The 25,269-nt window shown below is 37.4% G+C and carries 5 protein-coding genes and 1 pseudogene; 1 reads left to right on the top strand and 5 read right to left on the bottom strand.

Annotated features, from left to right (window positions below; translation table 11 throughout):
- The first annotated feature begins 821 nt into the window (after positions 1-821).
- Positions 822-1,964: an anion transporter gene (locus AC0OM3_RS24975; RefSeq protein WP_000659270.1), complete on the top strand. Its 1,143-nt coding sequence runs from the start codon at positions 822-824 to the stop codon at positions 1,962-1,964.
- 101 nt (positions 1,965-2,065) lie between these two features.
- On the opposite strand, the pseudogene AC0OM3_RS24970 reads toward AC0OM3_RS24975, so the two are convergent.
- The 5 genes and pseudogenes from AC0OM3_RS24970 to AC0OM3_RS24950 all read right to left on the bottom strand — a co-directional run.
- Positions 2,066-2,140, bottom strand: a pseudogene (locus AC0OM3_RS24970) (short-chain dehydrogenase); the annotation flags it as partial.
- A 1-nt stretch (position 2,141) separates the two neighbouring features.
- A complete protein-coding gene (locus AC0OM3_RS24965) occupies positions 2,142-2,864 on the bottom strand; it encodes a thioesterase II family protein (protein WP_001172939.1) in 723 nt (240 codons plus the stop codon).
- Positions 2,851-3,555 (bottom strand): 4'-phosphopantetheinyl transferase family protein, encoded by a 705-nt coding sequence (locus AC0OM3_RS24960; protein ID WP_061884170.1) that lies wholly within the window; start codon positions 3,553-3,555, stop codon positions 2,851-2,853. The genes AC0OM3_RS24965 and AC0OM3_RS24960 overlap by 14 nt, the downstream gene beginning before the upstream one ends.
- Positions 3,556-3,918: 363 nt before the next feature.
- Positions 3,919-18,801: a non-ribosomal peptide synthetase gene (locus tag AC0OM3_RS24955; protein WP_001255748.1), complete on the bottom strand. Its 14,883-nt coding sequence runs from the start codon at positions 18,799-18,801 to the stop codon at positions 3,919-3,921.
- A complete protein-coding gene (locus AC0OM3_RS24950; protein ID WP_474213179.1) occupies positions 18,798-25,268 on the bottom strand; it encodes an amino acid adenylation domain-containing protein in 6,471 nt (2,156 codons plus the stop codon). The genes AC0OM3_RS24955 and AC0OM3_RS24950 overlap by 4 nt, the downstream gene beginning before the upstream one ends.
- Position 25,269 lies beyond the last annotated feature (1 nt).

Here is a 25,269-nt window from a genome sequence, read left to right as displayed (position 1 = left end):
AACATCGCAACATGCACCTAAAAACCCAAATTTTCAAAAAAATTATCGATTATACACACGATGCTCTATCCCTTTCTGCAAAACTAATATTCTTATCCACTATTGTTGTTGTACTATTACGTTTGTTTCGTTTACCGGTGATTTACATTTAAATCATAATAATCAATAGTGATTAAGTGGTTTTTTGTTAATTTTCTCAAGAACATGGAAATATCTCCTTTCTCACTACTAATCTCAAAAATAGGCTAGATAAAAACTTCACGAAAAATCTATAAAGCGCTTTCAATCTTCAACTAAGAGAAGCTTGTCTTTAATTTATAATTAAAAGTACAGAATGTTACGAAAAAGTACAGATTTTTATAAAAACAAAAAAATATTTTAAGATTTTTCATCTAAAAAACAGTGAGATTTTGTGAATTTTATACAGTATCCAAACATCGCGGATGCTGTTCTACCTAACCTTTGACAAGCCTCTATTTTCTTCATAAAAACATGCATATTTTTTCTCTTTTAGAAGTTCATATAAAGTATTTGAAATCAAGAATCAACGGGATATTATAAGAATATTTAAAAAATAAAACATTTAATTTATTTATGGTATCATACAAAAAACATTTGTTTTCTCAATTAATCCCCCTAGTTTGATTCGTCTATATTGCACATATTTGCAACATGAAAGACACTAAGAAAAAAAGGATTTTGTTGAAGGGATGAAACATTACAAAACTCTTATTTAGGACCTTATGACATCCTCTTTTCTAGCAATATCGAGTTATCCCAAAAAACGTATATTTACTAACATAGATTACAGGTGGTGTATTGTGAAAGAAATAGTATTCGTTCAAAATAAAAAAAGACTCCTTATGAAATTCGAATTTTTAAAAAAGGATTTAGTACTTACCATTTCACTGATACTAGCAATTGTAAGCTGCTTCATACATTCGCCAAAGGTCGAATATATTAACTTTGAAGTGTTAATTAGCTTATTTAATCTAATGGTGGCCATTAAGGCCTTGGAACAACTAAAGATATTAGACAAACTTGCCGTTGCGATTTTAAATAAATGCAATAACAGCAGGTCAATATCTATTATTCTAATTTTGTTATGCTTTATTTGCTCCATGTTTGTAACAAATGATGTTGCTCTCCTCACTTTTGTACCAATAACACTTGTCATTAGTAAAAAAACACAAATGAACATGATGGATACAATCATCCTGCAGACAATTGCGGCAAACATCGGTAGTAGCTTGATGCCTATGGGAAACCCACAAAATTTATATCTATATTCTTACTATGGAATTAAGCTCATCCCATTTTTAGGTTCAATCCTGCTTTTAGCTGTACTTGGAATTAGTTTGTTGTTTATATTTACTCAAAAACTTCAAAAAACAGATTTAAAAATAGAACTACCTGTTATTACCGTGAAGAATCGAAAAAAAGCTACCATCTGGATTTTGATACTTATCACTATCATTGCATCTATTTTTGGTTTCATTAATTATTACATTGCGCTAATAGTTACATTGATGGCAGCTTTTACGTTAGATAGAAACTTACTATTAAAGATTGATTACTTTCTTCTAATAACCTTTGTCTGTTTTTTTATTTTTATTGGAAACATTTCTCATTCTGATGCGCTGGGGACCTTTGCTCGCGCTAATTTAAGAGGAGATACTTCAGTCTTCTTTAGTTCCATATTTTTGAGTCAATTGATTAGCAATTTTCCTACTTCAATTCTTCTATCAAACTTTACTTCTGATTGGAAAGCTTTATTACTAGGAGTAAATATTGGAGGGCTTGGAACAATTATCGCATCTTTAGCCAGTGTAATCTCCTATAAACTATTCATTCAGGCCAATGTTAAAGAGAGTAAGGCGTATTTAATTAAATTTAGCATTTACAACTTTTCATTTTTAATCATACTTACATGTATACAATACTTTATTTTTAAATTTCTATAACTTTAAAAAGTGATTACTACTAGAATAATAAAAACCAAAACTTTCTCAACATTAAATTGAGAAAGTTTTGATTTTAAAGTAAATAATACTTACAATTAGCATTATAAGCAAGATCCACCCCTTACATCAATTAACTCACCAGTTATCCAACGACTGTCTGATGATGAAAGAAAACCTCTAAAAACTATTTGATAATCTTTTAGAATCTAACTTTCTTATAATACTCTTTGCTATTTCTTCAATATTTTCATTTAGAAAGAAATGATTACCTTCAAAAGAATGAAGAGTACACGTTCTACTTGTATATTGCTCCCATTTTATTACTTGATCATATGTAGTAAATTCATCATTTTCCCCATTAAATATAAGAAAATCAATATCACATGGTTGTATATTATTGTCATGAATATATGTCTCGACAATTTTAAAATCTGCTCTTAGAATTGGGAGAAAAATCTCCATTAATTCTTCTGATTGAAGTACCCCGGATGGTGTACCTCCCATTGCAATAACTTCTCTTTTAAATTGCTCATTAGAAAGATTATGTCGGATATTTTTTATTTTACTATTTGGATGATTTCTACCGGACAAAACAAGAAATTCAGGCGATACGTTTTTAGAATCTTTTATTTTTCTTGCTACTTCATAGGCAATCAAACTTCCCATGCTATGCCCGAATAGAATGTAGGGCGAATCATCTATCTGCATAACTATTTTATTGTAGACATCATTTACTGCCTCTTCCATACTTTGGTACAAGTTTTCTTCAATTCTATATCCTCTACCAGCTAACTCTATCGGGACTACCTCAATATATGGATTAAAGTGATTTTTCCATTTTGCGTAACTAAACGCAGATCCCCCAGCATGTGGAAAGCAAAAAAGTTTAGTCTTCTGCATTGATTTTCTCCTTACTTTCAAATTTGTATATATTTTGGCAAATTGCATAAATGTCTTTAATTATTATCTCTTGCGGAAATTCATCCCTTGTTGCACAAGCAGATATCTTATAATTTGGCTCAATGTTATATTGTCTAAAGTAAAAGTTTTGAGGTATATACTTATATGAAATTAAAGTTGGTGACTCTTTTTTTATAGAGAATGAATTTAACGGGATATAAAGCCCTTTTCCAATCGTTTTTATATAACTTTCTTTTAATGTCCATAAATCATAAAAATAATTAATTTGTTCATCAGAATTTATATTAGATATATCATAAAATTCTTCCTCTGAAAAAAATTCATTTGCTAATTTAAGAGCCTCTATCTCTGAAACCTTTTCTATATCAATACCCACATTAAAATTAGCAGTAGTACAAACCACCCATTCTCCTGAATGTGACAGATTAAAATGAAAGTCAGAAAAATTTTCAACAAAAGGTTTTCCATACTCATTATATATAAATCTAATTTCTTCATTATTAATTTTATACTTTTGGCAGATTAGAGATCGGATTAGTAAATCCCCTATCAAAGTTCTATTAATGTCGCATGAGTTTAATAAACGCTTCATTCGTTCTTTCTTCTCATTTGAAACCAAGTTACTAAGTTGCTTAAACAAATGACTTTCAATATTCTTTGGTATTTTCACAGCTTGAATGTGTATGATAAATCACTTCCTTTTTTTAAAGGATGGCTTCATATATGTGCGTTACATAAATTCAAATTAACTTTATTAAATTGCAAATACAATAGAAAAGGTGCATATTTACATATCAATGAAAATATGCACCTTCCCTCAGTAATATCATCAGGCATTCGCTTCTATTACAAAGATTTCATAGTATTTACATCATACTATGAATAACTCATAAAGATTTCTACGTCTTTACCAATTACTTTTTACATTATCCCCTTAAAAAGTAATGCTCTTAATATATTCATTATTCCCTGCACTTGATATGCAGGTATTGGTCTACCCTTTTCGTTCATTGCGTTGCATCTTTTATACTCTCTACTTTTCCGTTAATAAAATGGATTTCTCTTTTATCCCTTCAAATTCATTTAATAGGTACTTAGCTATCTTTTCAACTGCCGGGGAGCTCACTATTTCTTCATGTGATCCAGGGACAGAATACTTATTTACTCTTCCTTTTAATAAAGGTCCCCAATCTGTAAACAACTCTTTTCCCTCCTCAGCACTAAAGTAGATAACTTCCCCAAAGTATGGTATCAAGTCATGCTCTGCCATTATGTTCAGGCATTTCCTATGAGCATTGATAACTTGCTTCAAATTCATAAGATCTGCATCAGGTGGGAGTACGCCTTCAATAATTAATCGCTCCACAAGCATATCTTGTTGATGGACGAGGCCTCCTTCCTGCTCAGTAAGATCTCTAGGAATGAAATGCTTAGATATATATGAGAGCATATCCTCACTCGTTTTATAGTCCTGCTTTGAAGGTACTTTAGTATCCATGAGTACCAACAACTCAACTTCCTCACCTTGATTCTTTAACACAGTTGCGATTTCATAAGCAATTGCACCGCCTAAAGACCATCCTCCAAGACGATATGGGCCTTCTGGCTGAACACGTTTGATTTCTTCAATGTAAAGTTGAATTACTTCCGGCAAGGTCAATTCATCAATTTCTCCCTTTTCTATAAGAGGATTCTGTAAACCATAAAATGAACAATGGTTCTTAAGTAATCTTGCTAGTTGAATGTAACAGAATACATTCCCCATAAACGGATGAACACAGAAGAAAGGTCTTTTTTCTGATTCTTGTAGTGGAACTAGCCCTGCTACTGATTTCGTCATATCATGCTTATCACGAATAAGGCATGCGATTCCTTCCAATGTTGGATTCTTAATCAATGTAGACACCTTAATCTCTTTTCCAAACTTCTCCTTAATTTTTGAAATCAATTTAATTACAAGGAGAGAATGTCCCCCTCTATTAAAGAAATCATCATTTACATAGACATCTTCTATCTGTAACACATCCTGCCAGATTTTAATCAACTGATATTCAATTTCATCCCTTGGAATGATTGGTGTAGACAAATTATTTTCTCTTTGAATTGTTAAACTGTTCAATGCCTTTCGATCAACTTTTCCATTCGGTGTAAGAGGAATCTCGTCTACCTTTATAAAGTGTGCGGGAACCATATAATTTGGTACTTGTGTCTTGAGATACTCACGCCACTCATGCATACTACCATCTCCAACTACATAAGCAACCAATCTCTGCTCTCCTAATTTATCCTCTGTCACCAAAACTACTGCTTCTTTTACCAATGGATGCCTCTCTATACTCGCTTCAATCTCTTCAAGTTCAATACGAAAGCCCCTAATTTTCACTTGATTATCAATTCTTCTCAAGTAATCTAAATTACCATCAGGTAAATAACGAACCAAATCTCCCGTACGATATAAACGCTCTTCTTCATTAAATGGATGACAGATGAATCGCTCTGCTGTTAATTCTGGACGATTCAAGTATCCTCGCGCTATACCTGCACCACCAATATATAGCTCACCTGTTACACCAACTGGAACAGGTAACAAATTTTTATCCAATACATAAGTTTGCACGTTCGGCAACGGACGTCCAATTGTAACTCTCTTACTATCTTTTTTGATATGATAGCATGTTGCATCAACCGTACATTCTGTAGGACCGTATACGTTATAAAAATCAATTTTTTCGGTCTCTACTAGCTGTTCCCATAATGACGGCATGATTGCTTCACCACCGACTAATATCTTACTTGGTACATGAACATCAGCACTTATTTCTAGCAATCCTCCATCTATTAGTAATTGAAGTAATGAAGGTGTCATATCAAACATTTCCAATTTATTCTCCCTAATATAGGACACAAATTGTTCTGGATTAGTGCGAACTTCACTTGGAATAATATATAAACTTGAACCATAAAGCAGCATTTGTAATTGCTGAATAGATACATCAAAGGCAATTGACGCATTCAAACCGACGCGCATATTACTAGGTATCTCATGTGAGAAAACTTCTTTTTGTAAACCATAGGATAGGTTTATTACAGAATGGTGCTGTACTAAAGCCCCCTTTGGATTCCCTGTCGAACCAGAAGTATAGATAACATACGCTAAGTTTTCCCCTGTTACCTCACATATTGGTGAAAGTTTGCTTTCTTGAGAAAGCATTGCTTGGTCCCTATCTAGGCAAACTGTCTTAATGTCTTTAGGTATCCATCCTAGTAATACCTCATTTGTAACTAACACTCTAATTCCCGTGTCTTCTAAAATATATTGTAGGCGGCTTTCCGGATTCGATGGATCTAATGGAACATAGGCTGCTCCGGCCTTCCAAATTCCCATTAGACCAACAACCATCTCAACTGAACGCTCAAAGCAAAGGCCAACTAATGACTCTGTCCCAATTCCACATTTCTGTAAATGATGGGCTAATTGATTAGCTCTTTCATTCAGCTCCCGATATGTTAGTTGCTGTTTTTCATCTACCACTGCCAACGCGTCAGGCGTACGATTTACTTGCTCTTCGAATAGTTGATGGATTGCATTCTCACGTGGATAGGATATAGTATTATTATTCCATTCTTCCAATAGCTTTCTTTGTTCAGCTTCCGTAATATATACTAGCTCCGATAGATTTTGATCAATGTTTTTGAGCATTTGCATTAACACTTGGTGTAAATGACCCAGCATTCGTTCAATGGTTACTCTATTAAACTTACTACGGTCATACATTAACTTTAACGATAACTGGATTCCTGGAACTACAGCTAACCCTAATGGGTAGTGGGTTTGTTCTACCCCTTCCAATTCACCAATTTCCAGATTTTCTGAAGACTCCTCTTTCACTGGATAATTTTCAAACACATATAAACTATTGAACAGCGGTATTCCTCTAGGAACTTCACTCCACCCCTGAATCTCTGTCAAAGAAGCATACTCATATTGTCTTCTTTCTATCTCTTCCTCTTGTATCTTCTGCAACCAATCTATTAATTTTATATCATCCACCAATTGAATTCGCGTCGGTGACGTTGTAATGAAAGGACCTACGATGTTTTCAACATCAATAATCTCCGTAGAACGCCCTGAGCTTGTTACACCAAAAACAATGTCATTTTCTCCACTATATCGGCTCATGAGATATGCCCATGCACCTTGAATTACTGTACTCAAAGTAAGTTTATTGCGTTTCGCCCATCCTTGTAACGCTTGAGTCTGCTCTTCTGATAAATACGTAACCTTCTCTGTGTAACCTTTTTCTTCCTCTTTATTTTCTAAGCCCAGCAAAGTTGGCGCAGTAAAACCTTTTAGCTTCTCTCTCCAGAATTGTTCCGCCTGCTCCTTATCTTGCTCTCTTAACCATTGGATATATTTCTTATATGGTGAGGACTTAGGTAACTTCACAGCTTCTCCATTCATTCTCTTCTGATAGACTGTAAGTAATTCATTAAATACTAATGGTAAACTCCATCCATCCAGTAAAATATGGTGATGGGTCCAAACAATCCGATATTCTTCCTCACCTTCTTGAATGACTGTTACCCGCATCAATGGTGCTTCATCAAATTGGAAGGCTTGTTTTCGATCTAATGCCAAAAAGACTTTTCTTTTTTCCTCTATCTCTTCACTTGTCATTGTACGCCAGTCTTCTTTGTTCACTTTAAATGGGATATTTTCATACACCACTTGTACAGGTTCTTCAATTTCGTCCCATACAAATGCTGTACGAAAAATTTCATGCCGCTGAATTACAGATTTCCACGCCTGCTCAAATGTAGGAATATTCATTTTTCCTCGAATCATAAAACTCAATTGCACTATATACGGTGCAACATGTTCATCCCCTTGGTCATGCAATGTGTGGAAAATCATACCTTCTTGCAAAGGTGATAGTGGATATAAATCAGTAATCTGATTGTTCTTTCCGCGATGCATTTTGTTTAGTACATTTGTCAAACCTTCTTGGCTAAGATTAGCCATTGCAAAATCCGAAATGGTCAGTGCAGATTCTCTGTCTGAAAATTGAATCAATGTACTCAGTTGATATAGCATATTCTGTGCAATACTTTGAATCGTTGATTTGGCAAATTGTCCAACATTGTATACCCAAGTGAACTGAAGTTTTCCATCCGTTACAACCCCAATTACATCAATTACATGCGATCGCTTGGAACCGGCTGCATGATCTAAACGCTTAAATTCGTTCTCCGGAATAAACATTGCATCGCTAGAAAACATTTGGTCAAATTGTCCAAGATAGTTAAAACTAATAGACGGTGTATATTGGGAGCTTAATTGCTCACACATTGTTGCGTTCATGTAACGCAACACCCCATAATCAACACCCTTATTAGGAATTTTGCGAACTTGTTCTTTAACTGCTTTTAATGCTTCAATTGGCGTATTAGCACTAGTAATATTTAAATGAACTGGGTAAATACTTGTAAACCATCCCACAGTTCTCGATAAATCAACATCTTCAATAATCTCTTCTCGACCATGTCCCTCTAAATCTACGCTCAATATCGGCTGCCCCGTACATGCTGCCGTAGCTTGTACTAATGCTGCTAATAATACTTCATTGATTTGGACACGGTGAGTGCTTAAAGTCTCTTGCAATAACATACGGGTCTCATTCTCATTTAACACCACAGTAATTTCCTCAGTTACTGCGCTTACTGGATTACTTATAGTACCATCTACCGGCAATTTAACTACGTCTTGTTCAGCCTGCTCCTCCCAGTAATGTAGCACTTCTTTTGATAGTCCAGTTTCAGCGTAATGATGTAATTTCTCCGACCATTCTTTAAAAGATGTACTCTTCATAGGTAATTGAATTTTCTGCCCTTGGACTACTTGCGTATATGCTGTTTGCAAATCTTCCAATAAAATTCGCCAAGAAACACCATCCACGGCTAAATGATGAATTGTCCAAAATAATCGGCCAGCGTGCTCACCTTCATCAAAATACACCATTCTCATTAGCGGACCATCATGTAAATTCAAACTTTCTTGTGCAACATTAATCTCTTTTTGAATAACCTGATGCCAATCAGCTTCCGGCACTTCGTCTAATGAAATGACAGTAAGCATCAATTGTTCTTCTATTCCTTCATTCCACTGTTTCCAAACCCCATTAGGCAAACGTTCATATCTTAAACGCAGAGCATCATGATGAAGTAGAAGGTTACCTGCCGCCTTTTCCAGTGATCCTATGTCCAATTTCTCTTTCGTTCTAAAGAACATGGATTGATTCCAATGATGTGGGTTAGGATGATTTTGTGCAAAAAACCTTTGCTGAATAGGTGTAAGTATCGTCTCTCCAGTTATAATTCCCTGTTCAGCTTGTACACCTTGTTCTTCTTTGACTACTTGCGCCAACTCAGCAATCGTTTGGTGTTCAAATATTTGTTTTGGTGTCAATTGTAAACCAACTTGCTTCGCGCGCGAGACAATCTGAATGCTAAGAATTGAATCCCCACCAATTTCAAAGAAGTTATCATTCATACCAATACGTTTTGAACCTAGCACACGTTCCCAAATGATAGAAAGCCTATGTTCACGTTCATTTCTTGGGGCCACGTATCCTTCTTTTGTTCCTTGATAATCTGGTATAGGTAACGATTTCCGATCAACCTTTCCATTTATGGTTAGCGGTAATTCTTTCATTTCGACAAAGTAGGAAGGTATCATATGGATTGGCAGTTTTGTTTTAAGATACTCTCGCCATTCTTCTAAACTGCCTTCGCCCACTACATAAGCTACCAGCCTCTTATCTCCCGACTGATTTTCCCTAACCATTACAACTGCCTCTTTTACTAAGTAATGCTCCTGTAAGGTCGACTCAATCTCTCCAAGTTCAATTCGAAATCCTCTAATCTTCACTTGATTATCTATTCTTCCTAAGTAGGCTATATTACCATCAGGAAGATATCTCACAAGATCACCTGTTCTATATAACCTCTCGCCTTCTTTGAATGGATGAGAAATAAATCGTTCGGATGTTAACTCTGGACGATTCAAGTACCCCCTTGCTAGACCTGCTCCTCCGATATAAAGTTCCCCCATCACACCAACTGGAACTGGCAACCTATTTCTATCTAATACATAAGTTTGGATGTTAGGCAATGGACGCCCAATTGTTACTCTCTTACTATCTTTTTTAATATGATAGCATGTTGCATCAACCGTACATTCTGTAGGACCATATACATTATAAAACTCCATTTTATCAGTCTCTACTAGCTGTTCCCATAATGACGGCATAATTGCTTCGCCGCCAACCAATACCTTACTTGGAACATGAACGCCATCGTACGTTTCTAACAATCCGGCATCTATAAGTAATTGAAGCATTGAAGGCGTTATATCAAAGATTGCTAACTTGTTCTCCCTAATATAAGCTACAAACTGTTCCGGATCACTTCGTACTTCATTCGGAATAATATACAAACTTGAACCATAAAGCAGCATTTGTAATTGCTGAATAGATGCATCAAAGGCAATTGACGCATTTAAACCGACATGCATGTTAGATGGTATCTCATGTTCGAAAACCTCTTTTTGTAAACCATGCGACAAGTTTAGTACAGAATGATGCTGTATCAAGACACCCTTTGGATTCCCCGTCGATCCCGAAGTATAGATAACATACGCTAGGTTTTCTCCTGTTACTTCACATTTTGGTGAAAGAATGCTTTCTTTTGAAATCATTGCCTGATCCCTATCTAGACAAACTGCCTTGACTTCTTTGGGTATCCAGCCTTCCAATGACTCATTCGTAACTAATACTTGAATTTCAGTGTCCTCCAAAATATATCGTAGGCGACTTTCTGGATATGATGGGTCCAATGGAACATATGCTGCTCCAGCCTTCCAGATCCCCATAATACTAACAATTATCTCAACTGAACGCTCAAAGCAAATTCCAACTAATGATTCAGTCCCAATCCCACATTGCTGAAGATAGTGGGCCAATTGATTAGCTTTTTCATTCAGCTCTCGATATGTTAACTGCTGTTTTTCATCTACCACTGCTACCGCATCAGGTGTACGATTTACTTGCTCTTCAAACAGCTGATGAATCGTACTTTCCTGTGGATATGCTACATTATTATTATTCCACTCCTCCAACTGTTTTTGCTGTAATCCTGATAATATAGGCAACTTAGCTAATGATTTATCAGGATTCTCCACGATTACATTCAACCAGTTCCCAAAATGTTCAGCCATGGATTCAATAGTTAAGCTGTCAAATAAATCAGTTCTATAAACAAAAGTAAGTAATAAACCCTCTTCCACTTCTGCAGCAGTTAAACTTAAATCAAACTTAGTGATCGGAGCATTACTTTCCATTACTTCTATATTTCTTCCATGTAATTCTGGTAGCTTCTGTCCCGTATTTTGCAAAGTAAACATGGTTTGAAAAATCGGGGAATGGCTTGTATTTCGTTCAGGTTGGATAACCTCTACAATTTTCTCAAACGGAACATCTTGATACTCATACGCCTTCAATGCTTTTATCCGCACTTGAGACAACAACTCTTGAAATGCCGGTGCATTACTTAAATCAGCTCGATAAACCAAAGTGTTGACAAAGAAACCAATCAGCCCCTCAATTTCTCGATAATTTCGATTTGCAATTGGGCTACCAACAATAATATCCGTTTGTCCCGTATAACGAGCAAGGAAACTTTGATACGATGCCAATAAGGTCATGAAAAGTGTGGCCCCTTCTTGACGACTTAGTTCGTTTAATTTATCCAGTAATGAGCGTGACAACAAAACATTATGAGTTAATCCATGATGGGTTTGCACTGGCGGACGCGGACGATCCATTGGCAACATTAAGACTGGTAACTCACCAGATAATTCTTCCTTCCAATATGCAAGCTGTTGATATAGTACTTCATCTTTCAACCAGTCTCTTTGCCACTGAGCAAAATCGGCATATTGAACTTGTAGTGGTTCCAGCTCTGCTTGTTTTTCACCAATCGCATTCTCATAAAATGCCATCCATTCTTGAAGCAAGATTTCCATCGACCACCCATCCGAGATAATATGATGCATATTACACAGAAGAACCCATTCTTCTTCTGAAATTCTTATGAGTTTCCCACGGAATAATGGCCCTTGTTCTAAATCAAATGGAGATTCGACTTCAGTTTGAATCCATTGCTCCAACTTTCTTTCTCGCTCCTCTAATGAAAGCTTATTTAAGTCCATTTGCAGAAGCGGACGGAAAACGTACGTTTGAATCTGCTGCACAGGATGGCCATCCTCTTCATAAAATACAGTCCGCAAAGATTCATGACGCTCTATCAACTGATTCCATCCCAACTCCAATGCCTCAGGTAACCAATTCCCTGTAAGCCGGCATACCATCGGCATATTATAAAGTGCACTATTAGGTGCAAATTGTTCAATAAACCATAAGCGCTGTTGGGCATAAGACAGTGGAATATTTCCCCCTCGTTCCATCGGCATCAATGGTGGAATTTCTCGTTTTTCGCTCCCCTTACGTAACTGATCTATTCGTTTCGATAATGCCTCGACCGTTGAATATTCGAACAGTTCACGTACTGGCAATTTGATTTGAAAGACTTCCTGTAAGCGTGAGACCACTTGTGTAGCAAGTAGAGAGTGACCACCGAGCTCAAAGAAAGAATCCTGAACATCAATGTCTCTTATTCCTAGCACTTGACTCCACACTGAAGCAATAAGTTCTTCCAGCGGAGTTCTTGGGTATACAGTATTTTCAGCGGATTGTTCACTAAGTATAGGCAATGCCTTCAAATCAAGTTTTCCATTCGGTGTAAGTGGTAAAAATTCCATCTCAATAAAGTTTGTTGGAACCATGTAATTAGGTAAATGTGTTTGTAGATGTTCTCGCCATTCATGGACACTTCCTTCACCAACTACATAAGCTACTAATCTCTTATCACCTTGATTATCCTCTCGCACCAATACAACAGCTTCTTTCACAGAAGAATGCGCCTGCAAAACAGCTTCTATTTCTCCCAATTCAATCCGGAAACCACGAATTTTCACTTGGTCATCTATACGTCCATGGAACTGGAGATTACCATCAGAAAGATAACTTGCTTTGTCTCCTGTATAATAGAGACGTTCTCCTGACTTGAAAGGATGTGGAATAAATTTTTCCTTTGTAAGATCCGGACGATTAGCATATCCACGTGCAAGACTCTTCCCTCCGATATAGAGATCTCCAATTACACCAGTTGGTACTAGCTGAAGATGAGAATCTAACACATAAACTTCTGTATTCGCAATCGGTCGACCAATCGATGGCGTACCTGTTGTCACTCCTACAGGTACATAACAATCTGTGGTAACAACGGTATTCTCCGATGGACCATACTGATTAATTACCGCAAAAGGAATATCGTTAGATGGATACTGCGTTAATTGATCCCCACCAGTAATGATAAAACGAAGATCCGTTTTATCTGGCCAAGATAATTTCAAGAGTCTTTCCAGAATAGGCGTAGGTGCAAAGCTAGCTGTTATTCGTGAATCAATGAGCCAGTCCCTTAGTGCTTCTGGATTAATTCTCAGTTCCTCTGTTGACAAGTAGAGCGCTGCGCCAGCAGTTAGATACGGCCAAATCTCCTGGACAGCCGAATCAAAAGCAACCCCTGCAATCTGAGTCGCACGATCCTCTGCTGAAATATGATAAACTTCCTGATGCCAAGAAACCATATTCATTAATGAGCGATATTCAACCATTACACCCTTCGGTTTTCCTGTAGAACCAGAGGTATAAACAATATAGGCTAAGTTCTCTGGATTTATTTGACGTGTAGGTGCGATTACGCTTTCCACCGTTAATTCTTCTAACCTCACCATTTCGACGTGTGCGAAATGTCCGTCTTGTCCTTCCGCCGTCACTACAAATTGAATTCCTGCATCTTCAATCATGTATTCTAACCTTGATTTTGGATACAACGGATCTAAAACGACATAAGCTCCACCAGCTTTTAAAATGCCTAGTAAACTTACCATCAGCTCAGCTGATCTCGGAAGATAAACCCCTACCACTGACTCTGGAGCTACTCCCTTTCGCTGTAAAACATTTGCCAACTGATTTGCTTGTGTATCCAATTCACCATAAGTCCACTGTTTTGTTTGATCAACTACCGCAATCGCATCAGGACGCCTTGCTACTTGCTCCTCAAATTTGTCGCAAATAAGACCCTGATGAGACATTTCCATTACAGTGTCATTCCATGTTTCTAATAACAAAGTACGCTCGGTTTCTGATAGCATGCTCAGGTCATGCAACGGATTTTGTGGGCGATGAGAAACTTCATGTAGCCATTTCTCAAAGTGTCCTGCCATCCGTTCAATAGTAGTAGCATTGAATAAATCCTTATTGTACTCAAAAGTAAAAAGTAATCCCTCTTCCGTCTCAACTGCCATTACACTTAAATCAAACTTTGCAATTGGACTATGGCTTTCTATCATTTCAATACTTCTACTAGATAACACCGGTAACTCTTGTTTCATATTTTGCAAGATGAACATAGTCTGGAAAATTGGCGAATGACTTGTACTTCGCTCCGGTTGCACAACTTCTACAATTTTTTCAAATGGAATATCTTGATATTCATACGCCTTCAATGCCTTTTGACGAACCTGATACAGTACATCTTGAAATGTCGGTCTACCACTCAAATTAGCTCGATAAACCAGCGTGTTAACGAAGAAACCAATTAGTCCTTCAATTTCTCTATAATTCCGATTCGCAATTGGGCTTCCGACCAGAATATCTTCTTGTCCCGTATAACGAGATAGAAAACTTTGATATGCAGCTAAAAGCGTCATGAAGAGTGTAGCCCCTTCTTTTCGACTAAGTTCATTCAATTTATCATGTAGCGTGCTTGGCAGAACCAGAGTGTATGTCGACCCGTGATGTGTTTGTATTGCGGGACGCGGGCGATCCACAGGAAGTTGGAGTACAGGAAGCTCCCCAGACAATTCTTCCCTCCAATATTGGAGTTGTTGATCAAGCACCTCCTCCTTTAGCCATCCCTTTTGCCACTGAGCAAAGTCGGCATATTGAACCGGTAATGGTTCAAGTTCCGCTACCTTTCCATCCGTTGCTTTCTCATAAAATGCCATCCATTCTTCAAGTAGGATTCCCATTGACCATCCATCTGAAATGATATGATGTAGAGTACAAAGGAGTATCCATTCTTCCTCTCCCACGTGCAAAATACTTGTCCTGATTAATGGACCCTCTGTTAAATCAAATGGTACTTCTGTTTCTTGTTGAATTAAACGTTTAACTTCTTCTTCTTGATCTTCAGAAGAAAGCATAGTTAAATCCGTTTTCGGAATTGATTGAAAAGCATACGGTTCAATTTGCTGTACGGGTTGACCATTCACCTCTTGAAAGACCGTCCGCAGTGATTCATGACGTTCTATTAGTTGATTCCATCCCGTTTCCAATGCTTCAAGTAGCCAATTCCCTGTAAGACGGCATACCATTGGCATATTGTAAAGGGCACTATTAGGTGTAAATTGATCAATAAACCATAAACGTTGTTGGGCATAAGATAGTGGAATAGCTTCTCCTCGTTTCATTGGTATTAGTGGCGGAATCTCTCGTTTTTTATCTCCTTTACGTAACTGTTCTAATCGCTTTGCCAGTGACTCCACCGTTGTATATTCAAATAGTTCACGTACTGGTAATTCGATTTGAAAAATTCTCTGTAAACGTGACACTACTTGAGTAGCTAGTAGTGAATGACCACCGATTTCAAAAAAGGAATCCTGAACACTAATATTTTTTATTCCTAACACTTGGCTCCAAACGGAAACGATGAGCTCCTCCACTGGTGTTCGTGATGAAGTAATATCTTCACTTATGAACTGTTCTTCTAATTCCAATAATGCTTTCCGATTCACTTTACCATTTGGAGTGAGTGGCATACCTTCAATTTGGAAAAAGTATGCCGGAACCATATAATGTGGTAATTGCTTCTTGAGATATTCACGCCATTCTCCAGCATCCCCTTCACCCACTACATAAGCTACTAACTGCTTATCTCCTGGTCGTTCTTCCTTCACCAACACGACTGCCTCTTTTACAGATGAGTGATCATGTAAAGCTGCTTCAATTTCTCCCAATTCAATTCGGAATCCTCTAATTTTAACTTGGTTATCTATTCTTCCAATATATTCTAAGTTACGATCATTCATATATCTCACCAAGTCACCCGTTCGATATAATCGTTCCCCGTCCTTAAAAGGATGCGGAATAAAACGTTCAGTAGTTAAATCCGGTCGATTGAAGTAGCCACGTGCCAATCCTACTCCTCCAAGGTAAAGTTCCCCTGCCACACCAATCGGGACTACTTGTTGATATTGATCTAACACATACAACTCTGTATTATCAATTGGACGACCAATCGGAATAATCATTGCTTCTTTTTCTAAATCACAATTGTAATAAGTCACATCCACAGTCGCTTCAGTAGGACCATACAAGTTAATTAACTTTGTTTGCTGAACATTGTAAAAGATCCCCTTAAACCGGCGAACATGCTCAGTGTTTAACGCTTCTCCACTAGTAAAAACTTGAATTAAAGACGATACATCCCTTTTCGAATTATATAGTTCCATATAATCTAAGAAAGTAGATAACATCGACGGAACAAAGTGTATGGTGGACACGCGATATCGTTCAATATACTCCTCAATCACCGCAGGATCTTTCTCTCCTCCTGGTGGAAGTAAACAAACACGTGCTCCTACAAATGACCACCAAAATAATTCCCATACAGAAACATCAAATGAAAACGGTGTCTTTTGTAGGATTGTATCCTCCTCGGACAATGGGTATTTTTTCTGCATCCACTGTAGGCGGTTGATAACGGAATGATGTTCAATCATTACCCCCTTTGGATTTCCCGTCGAACCCGAAGTGTATATAATATAGGCTAAGTTATTTGCTGTTACTCCACTTACCGGAGCTAAATTACTCTCTTTAGAAATCATCACTTGATCCCGGTCTAAACAAATTGCTTGAATATCTTTAGGTAACCAGTCCTGTAGTGCCTCTTTTGTTAACAGCACTTGAATTTGTGAATTCTCCAAAATATATCTCAGGCGGTTTTCAGGATAACTTGGGTCCAGTGGGACATAAGCCCCACCTGCCTTCAAAATCCCAAAGAGACCGATAATCATATCAGGAGAACGTTCAATACATATACCAACCAATGATTCAGGTCCGATACCTCGTTTTTGTAGAAAATGTGCCAATTGATTCGATTTTTCATTTAGTTCTTGATACGTTAGCTTTCCACCCTCATAAACTACCGCCACTGCGTCAGGTGTCCGTGCAACTTGCTGCTCAAATAGCTCATGAATCATACAATCATGACCATAAACTACGTCCGTATCATTCCATTCTTCTAGGAGTTGTTTTTGCTCAGTATCCGATAACATTGACAGCTTTGTATATGATTCATCTGGATGATACGTGATTTCATTTAGCCAGTTCTCAAAATGTCCTGCCATACGTGCAATGGTACTACTATCAAATAAATCCGTGTTGTATTCAAATGAGACGAATAGACCTTCTTCCACTTCATAGGCAGTTAAGCTCAAATCAAATTTAGCAATAGACATATTACTTTCTACCATTTCAATACTTCTATCAGGCAAATCTAGTCGTTCTTGTTTTATATTCTGTAGCGTAAACATGGTCTGAAATATAGGGGAATGACTCATGCTTCGTTCAGGTTGCACAGCTTCTACCACTTTTTCAAATGGTATATCTTGATATTCGTAAGCTTTTAACGCTTTTTTCTTTGTTTGGTTCAAAATCTCCCGAAAGGTAGGGGTGCCACTCAAATCTGATCGATAAACCAACGTATTAACAAAGAAACCAATTAATCCTTCTACTCCCTTATGGTTCCGATTTGCAATCGGGCTACCAACTAGAATATCTTTTTGTCCCGTATAACGAGCAAGAAAGCTCTGGTATGCGGCCATTAAAGTCATAAATAAAGTGGATCCTTCTTGTCGGCTTATATCCTTCAATTGACTGAGCAATTTATAAGGAAAAATCACGTGATGCGCAGCCCCAGAGTAAGTCTGCTTAACCGGTCGAGGTCGATCCACTGGCAGTTGTAAGATAGGAAGCTCACCAGACAATTCTTCCTGCCAATACGTAAGCTGACGATTTAGCACATCACCTTGCAACCACCCCTTTTGCCACTTCGCAAAGTCTGCATATTGAATAGATAATGAACTTAATTTAGCAGGATTTCCACCCGTTTCTTCTTCATAGAAAGCAAGGCATTCATTCATGAATATACCAATGGACCAAGCATCAGAAATAATATGATGCATCGTACACAGTAATAACCATTCATCCTTCTCTAATTGAACAAGCTGATTACGAATTAAAGGACCATTCATTAAATCAAATGGTTCTTGCGCTTCGCTCGCAATTAAACTATTTACCTCTTTTTCTTTTACTTCTAGAGGAAGTTGAGAGTAATCCCTTACAGGTAATGCTCTAGGAAGGAATTCGACAATTTGTTGCACAGGCTGTTCTCCTATTTCTTTAAAAACAGTTCGTAATGATTCATGACGTTCAATGAGTCGATTGAATCCCTTCTCTAATGCTTCAGGTATCCAATTTCCTTTTAGATGCCATACTGTTGGAATATTATATAAAGAACTGTTTGGGTTAAATCTGTCCATAAACCACAAACGTTGTTGTGCATAAGACAACGGGAGTGCTTCTTTATTCTCCTTTTTTTGCATTTGCTTCTGAAGCCATGCTCTCTTCTCAGGAGAAAGTGAACTCAGCTTTGCAAGTAAATCACTTCTCATTTTTTTACCCCTTCCTCAATCAAATTACTCTCGAATATCCCATGTGCTTCTTCCTCTGATAGCTCTTCTAATTGCTTAAGCAGTTCTAGTAATTCTTCATCATTACTGACTTCTGCTTCTTTTTGAATATAGTCTTGAAGACTTACATTCTCCTTACTATCATTCTGCATTTCTTGATTTTTGTTATCGAGCAATTGATCAATCTGTTCTGCCAATTGCTGCACCGTATGAAATATAAATAAATCATGCAATGGTATCTCGATTCCAAAAGCCTCTTTAAGATTGGAAACAGCTTGCGTAGCAAGTAATGAATGTCCACCAATTTCAAAAAACGAATCTTGAATTCCGATGTTTTCCATACCTAAAACTTCATGCCATATCGAAACAATTGTTTTTTCCGTAGACGTACGAGGAGCAATATAACAACTTGCTATCTCCTGCTTCTCTGGTGCTGGTAAAGCCTTCCTATCAATTTTCCCATTAGGAGTGAGTGGAAATGCATTTAATCCAACAAAATAGGATGGAATCATATAGTTTGGTAGTTGTTCCTTGAGATAATCACGCCACTTTTGAGCATCCCCGTCTCCTACAACATAGGCAATCAAACGTGGATCGCCAGGATAATCTTCCCGCACCATCACAATAGCTTCGTTAACTAATGTATGCTTTTGTAATACCGCTTCGATTTCTCCTAGTTCAATCCGGAACCCACGAATTTTCACCTGATGATCAATTCGTCCAACATACTCCAAATTTCCATCCGGCAAATACCTTACTAGATCTCCAGTCCGGTATACTCGCTCGTCTTCTTTAAACGGATGCGTTATAAATCGATTTTTCGTTAAGTCAGGGCGTTTTAAATATCCACGTGCTAACCCTGATCCACCAATGTACAACTCACCAACTACACCAATTGGAACCATTTTTTGTTCAGCACTCAATACATATACTTCTGTATTGAAGATTGGTTTACCAATTGGTGGTACCCTATGCATGACACCCTTTTCTAATTCCATATACGTGGAATACGTAGTATCTTCAGACGGTCCATATAAGTTGAACACCTTCTCAATCGTACTTCTCTCGTATAAATCTTGAACAAGCGGATATGGTAACGGTTCTCCAGCCAAATTCATTACCTTTACTGAAGAAGGAATTGTTTTTGCTCGAACCAGTTCCTTTGCTGCCGATGGCACAGTATTAACCAAAGTCACACCTTTGGTAGACAACTTGTCTAGATGTAGAGCATTTTCAGCGACAATCACCTTACCACCCATCGTTAAGGGAACAAATACTTCAAAAACGGATAAATCAAAAGATAGTGAAGTTGAAGCTAATACTCCCGCTAATTCCTTTCGAGAATACGTATGATGCGCCCAATGAATCATTGTTACTGTATTTCTGTGCTCAATCATTACTCCCTTTGGATTTCCCGTGGAACCTGAAGTATAGATAATATAAGCTAAGTTATCACCCGTCGCTTCACTCGTGCATACCGTAGTAACTTCTTGTTCTATTTCTGCTCGATTACGATCAATACAAATGACGTTGACGAATGTAGGTATAACCATTTTTTGTTGTAACTTTTCCTGTGTCACCAGTACCTTTATTTGAGCATCTTCTAAAATGTACTGCAGTCGACTTTCCGGATACGTTGGATCAATTGGGACATATGCTCCTCCTGCCTTCATAATCCCTAAGAGACCGACAATCATCTCGGATGAACGTGTAACGCAAATCCCAACTAATGATTCGCATGTTACACCATTTTTTTGTAAATAATGTGCCAACTGATTCGAGCGTTCGTCCAACTCTCGATATGTTAGTTCTTCATCTTCGCACACTACTGCAATTGCTTCTGGTGTTTTTTCCACTTGTTCTTCAAACATTGTATGAATCGTACTTTCTTCCATATCTATAACACGCGATTTATTCCATTCCTCTAGTAGTTGCTTATATTCTACTTTCGATAACATATTCAGTTCTGATAGGACACATTTTGGATGAGAGACAATTTGATTTAACCAATGTTTAAAATGACTTGTCATACGTTCAATGGTTGTATCATTAAACAAATCAGTATTATATTCAAAGGTTAGTGATAATCCTTCTTCCGTCTCAGAAGCAAATAAACTCAAATCAAATTTGGCAACAGAAGCATGGCTTTCCATGAGTTCCATTTGTCTTTCAGATAGCTGAAGAAATTCTTGTTTCATATTCTGTAAAGTAAACATAGTTTGAAATATTGGTGAATGACTTGTATTCCGTTCAGGTTTTACGGATTCTACCACTTTCTCAAATGGGATGTCCTGATGCTCGTATGCTTTTAGCGCTTTTTTTCTTACCTGCGACAAAAGTTCTTGGAACGTCGGATTTTCACTGAAATCAGCTCGATAAACTAACGTATTTGCAAAGAAACCTATTAATCCCTCAATCTCTTTCACATTTCGATTAGCGATTGGGCTTCCAACTATAATGTCGTCCTGTCCTGTATAACGAGAAAGGAAGCTTTGATACGCTGCCATCAATGTCATAAATAAAGTGCATCCTTCTTGCAAACTTAAATCTTTGAGCTTCTCCTGTAGGGAATTCGCCACTATTAAGGACTGACTTGCACCACGATGGGTTTGAACTGCAGGTCGTGGACGATCCATCGGTAATTGTAAAATCGGTAGTTCCCCAGATAATTCTTCCTTCCAATATTGAAGGTGCTGATTCAAATTCTCCTCTTTTTGCCATTCCTTCTGCCACATGACAAAATCTGCATATTGGATAGATAACTCCTTCAATTCCACTGGTTTTCCGGTTAGTGCTCCTTCATAAAAAGCCATCCATTCTTTAAGTAAGATTCCCATTGACCATCCATCTGAAATGATATGATGCATCGTACAAATGAGAACCCATTCTTCCCTGTCCACTTTCAATATGCGTGTTCGAATTAGAGGACCTTGTCCAAAATGAAATGGTGCCTCCGCCTCGTTTTGAATAAGGCGTTTCATTTCTCTTTCCCTATCTTCCAAAGAAAGATCTGTTAGATTCGTTTGAGGAATATGTCTGAACACAGGAGATTGAACTTGTTGAAAAGGTTCACCCTCTCGTTCTAGAATTGTCGTCCTTAATGATTCATGACGCTCCAACAATTGATTCCATCCGACCTCCAATGCTTCAATTGACCATTTACCTGTTAAGCGACACGCTGCATGAATATTGTACATAGCACTATTTGGCATTAATTGATCAATAAACCATAGACGTTTCTGCGCATAGGAAAGTGGGATAACTTCTTCTCGTTTCATAGGTACAAGAGGAGCAACCTCTTGTTTTTTATCTTCTTTTCGTAACTGATCCACTCGTTTCGCCAATGCTTCCACTGTATCGTGCTTGAAAAGTTCACGTAATGGAATTTTAATTTGGAACAGTTCTTGCAATCTAGAGACGATTTGAGTAGCAAGTAGAGAGTGCCCACCACGTTCAAAGAAGGAATCTTGAATGCCAATATTTTCTGTTCCTAACACTTGACTCCAAACCGAGGCAATAAGCTCTTCCGATGGCGTCCGAGGTAGCACATTTAAATCTTCAATAGCTTGCTCATCAGGTGCTGGCAAGGCCTTTCGGTCAATTTTCCCATTCGGAGTAAGCGGGAAGTGTTCTAACTCTATATAGTGCGCTGGAATCATATGATTCGGTAATTGGTTTTGTAAATACTCTCTCCACTCCTCGGTATTTCCATCGCTTATTACATATGCAACCAATCGTTGATCACCTGGACGATCTTCTCTAACTAATACGACAGCCTCTTTAATAAACGAACATTTTTCTAAAGTTGCTTCAATTTCTCCTAATTCAATCCTAAAACCACGCATTTTGACTTGATGATCCATTCTACCTATAAATTCTATATTTCCATCAGTTAGATATCTTACTGAATCTCCTGTTCTATATAGTCGTTCCCCCAATCGAAATGGGTGCGAAATGAATTTTTCAGCAGTAAGATTCTGACGATTTAAGTATCCACGCGCTAAACCAGCACCACCAATATATAACTCACCCTCAGTTCCTATTGATTGCAAGCGTTGGTTTTGGTCTAATACATATAATTGCGTGTTCTGTATTGGCTGCCCAATAGAAACAAATTCTTGATTAGGCTGGATATCAAATGCATTCACATAAATAGTGGCTTCAGTTGGTCCATAAAAGTTGGTTAATTTCACTTGTCCACTATAATTCCATTTCTGCTGAAATCGTCTAACTAACCCTGAACTTAGTTCTTCTCCACCAGAAAATACATGGCGTACAGAGGAACAATTCATGTTCAATTCAATATGATTGAAGTGATCTAAGAAAACAGATAACATCGAAGGTACAAATTGAACTATAGTAACCTGATGTTGTTTAATCACTTCAGCTATAATAGAAGGATCTTTTTCTCCACCTGGAGGTAAGAAAGATACACTTGCACCAACGTGAATGCCCCAAAACAATTCCCAAACAGAGACATCAAATGAGAATGGCGTTTTCTGCAAGACCACATCCTTTTCAGAAAGCGGATATTTATGTTGCATCCATTCTAGATAATTAATTACTGAATGATGCTCAATCATTACTCCCTTTGGATTCCCTGTAGATCCTGAAGTATACATAACATACGCTAAATTTTCTCCTGTTACACCACTTATGCATGGGGTTGATTCTTCTTTTTCAATTGCAGTGTAATCTTTATTCATACAAATCGTTTCTATTTTTTCAGATACAAACAAATTTTTAGAATTTTCTTCCGTCACTAGTACTTCGATTCCAGCATCCTCTAATATATATCGAAGTCGACTTTCTGGATAAGTAGGGTCAAGTGGAACATACGCTGCTCCTGATTTTAGAATACCTAATAACGCTATCATCATTTGTAATGAACGTTCCATATATACCCCAACTAGAGACTCTGGGCCTACACCATGCTTTTGTAGATAATGAGCTAGCTGATTTGCACGCTTCTCCAACTCTTTATAGGTAATTTGTTCATTTTCGTAACTAGCCGCGATTGCTTCCGGTGTTTTTTTAACTTGCTCCTCAAACATCGTATGAATCATGCCTTCAGCCGAATAATTAAATTGAGTATGATTCCATTCCTCTAGTAACTGTATCTGTTCTTCTTCTGTTAAATGAGTAATTTCAAATAGTTTTGAATCTAGGCTCTTCGTCATCTGAATTAATATTTGCAATAAGTGATTCTGAATCAGATTTATTGTTTCTTCATTAAAATAGCTTCGATCATACATCAACTTTAAAGTAATTTTCTTACCGGGCATTACAATGAGTGTTAAAGGATAATTTGTTTGTTCCGTGCTTGTAACATCTAGTAATCTTAAATCATCATTTCTCTCACCTTGAATTGGATAATTTTCAAACACATACAAGGTATGAAATAAGGAGCTATTTCGCGGAACCTCACTCCAGCCTTGAATATCTATCAACGAATTATACTCATACTGTCTTCGTTCCATTTCTTTCATTTGTATTTTACGAAGCCAATCTACTACTGATGTATTATCCGTTAATCGAATTCTGGTAGGTAATGTGTTAATAAATAGCCCCACCATATTCTCTGCTCCCATTAAATCAGTAGGACGTCCAGCGCTAGTTACGCCAAATACGACGTCACTGTCACCGCTATACCTACTCATCAAATAAGCCCATGCACCTTGTACTAACGTATTCAACGTTAATCGACTATTTCGTACCCACTCTTGTAACTTCTCAGTAAGTTTCTCAGATACTTGATAAACACACTCTCCATAGCCCTTCTCTTGTCCTTGATCCTTTCTTTCCATTGCTAATGGCGTAGGTGCATAGAACCCTTTTAATTCTTCTTTCCAAAATTCCTCTGCTTGACTTTGATCTTGTTTATTTATCCACTGGATATATTTTTTATAAGGAAGAGATTTAGGAAGAGTCAATAATTCTCCCTTTATCATCTTGAGATAAACTTCCATCACTTCACTAAAGACCAATGATACACTCCATCCATCTAGCAAAATATGATGATGTGTCCAAATAATTCTCGTTTCCTCTTTTGCTTCTTTAATCGCAGTGACTCTCATCAATGGTGCTTCATCCAATAAAAATCCTTTTCTACGATCTACATTCAAAAACTGTTGTAATTTCTTCACCCTTTCCTCATGTGGATAGGTGCTCCAATCCTCTTGATGAATAGTAAAAGGAAGACGTTGGTAAACCGCTTGTAGTGGCTTTTCTACTTCCTCCCATACAAATACTGAACGTAAAACCTCATGTCGATTAATAACATATTCCCAAGCCTTTTCAAAAGTATCAACATCCAATTGCCCCCCGAGCAAGAAACCTACTTGTACAATATAGGAAAAAGAATGTTCATCATCTTGATCGTATAAAGTATGAAACAGTATTCCTTTTTGCAAAGGTGATAAACCATATATATCAATAACGTCTCCCATT

This window comes from Bacillus sp. FAU20 (assembly GCF_056033865.1).
Note: the sequence above shows the minus strand (reverse complement) of the source record. Positions and strands in the feature narration are given on the sequence as shown.

Excerpts from the sequence above, each read along its gene's own strand:
- AC0OM3_RS24950 (WP_474213179.1), bottom strand. The coding sequence starts at position 25,268 with ATGGGAGACGTTATTGATATATATGGTTTATCACCTTTGCAAAAAGGA.
- AC0OM3_RS24955 (WP_001255748.1), bottom strand. The coding sequence starts at position 18,801 with ATGAGAAGTGATTTACTTGCAAAGCTGAGTTCACTTTCTCCTGAGAAG.
- AC0OM3_RS24965 (WP_001172939.1), bottom strand. The coding sequence starts at position 2,864 with ATGCAGAAGACTAAACTTTTTTGCTTTCCACATGCTGGGGGATCTGCG.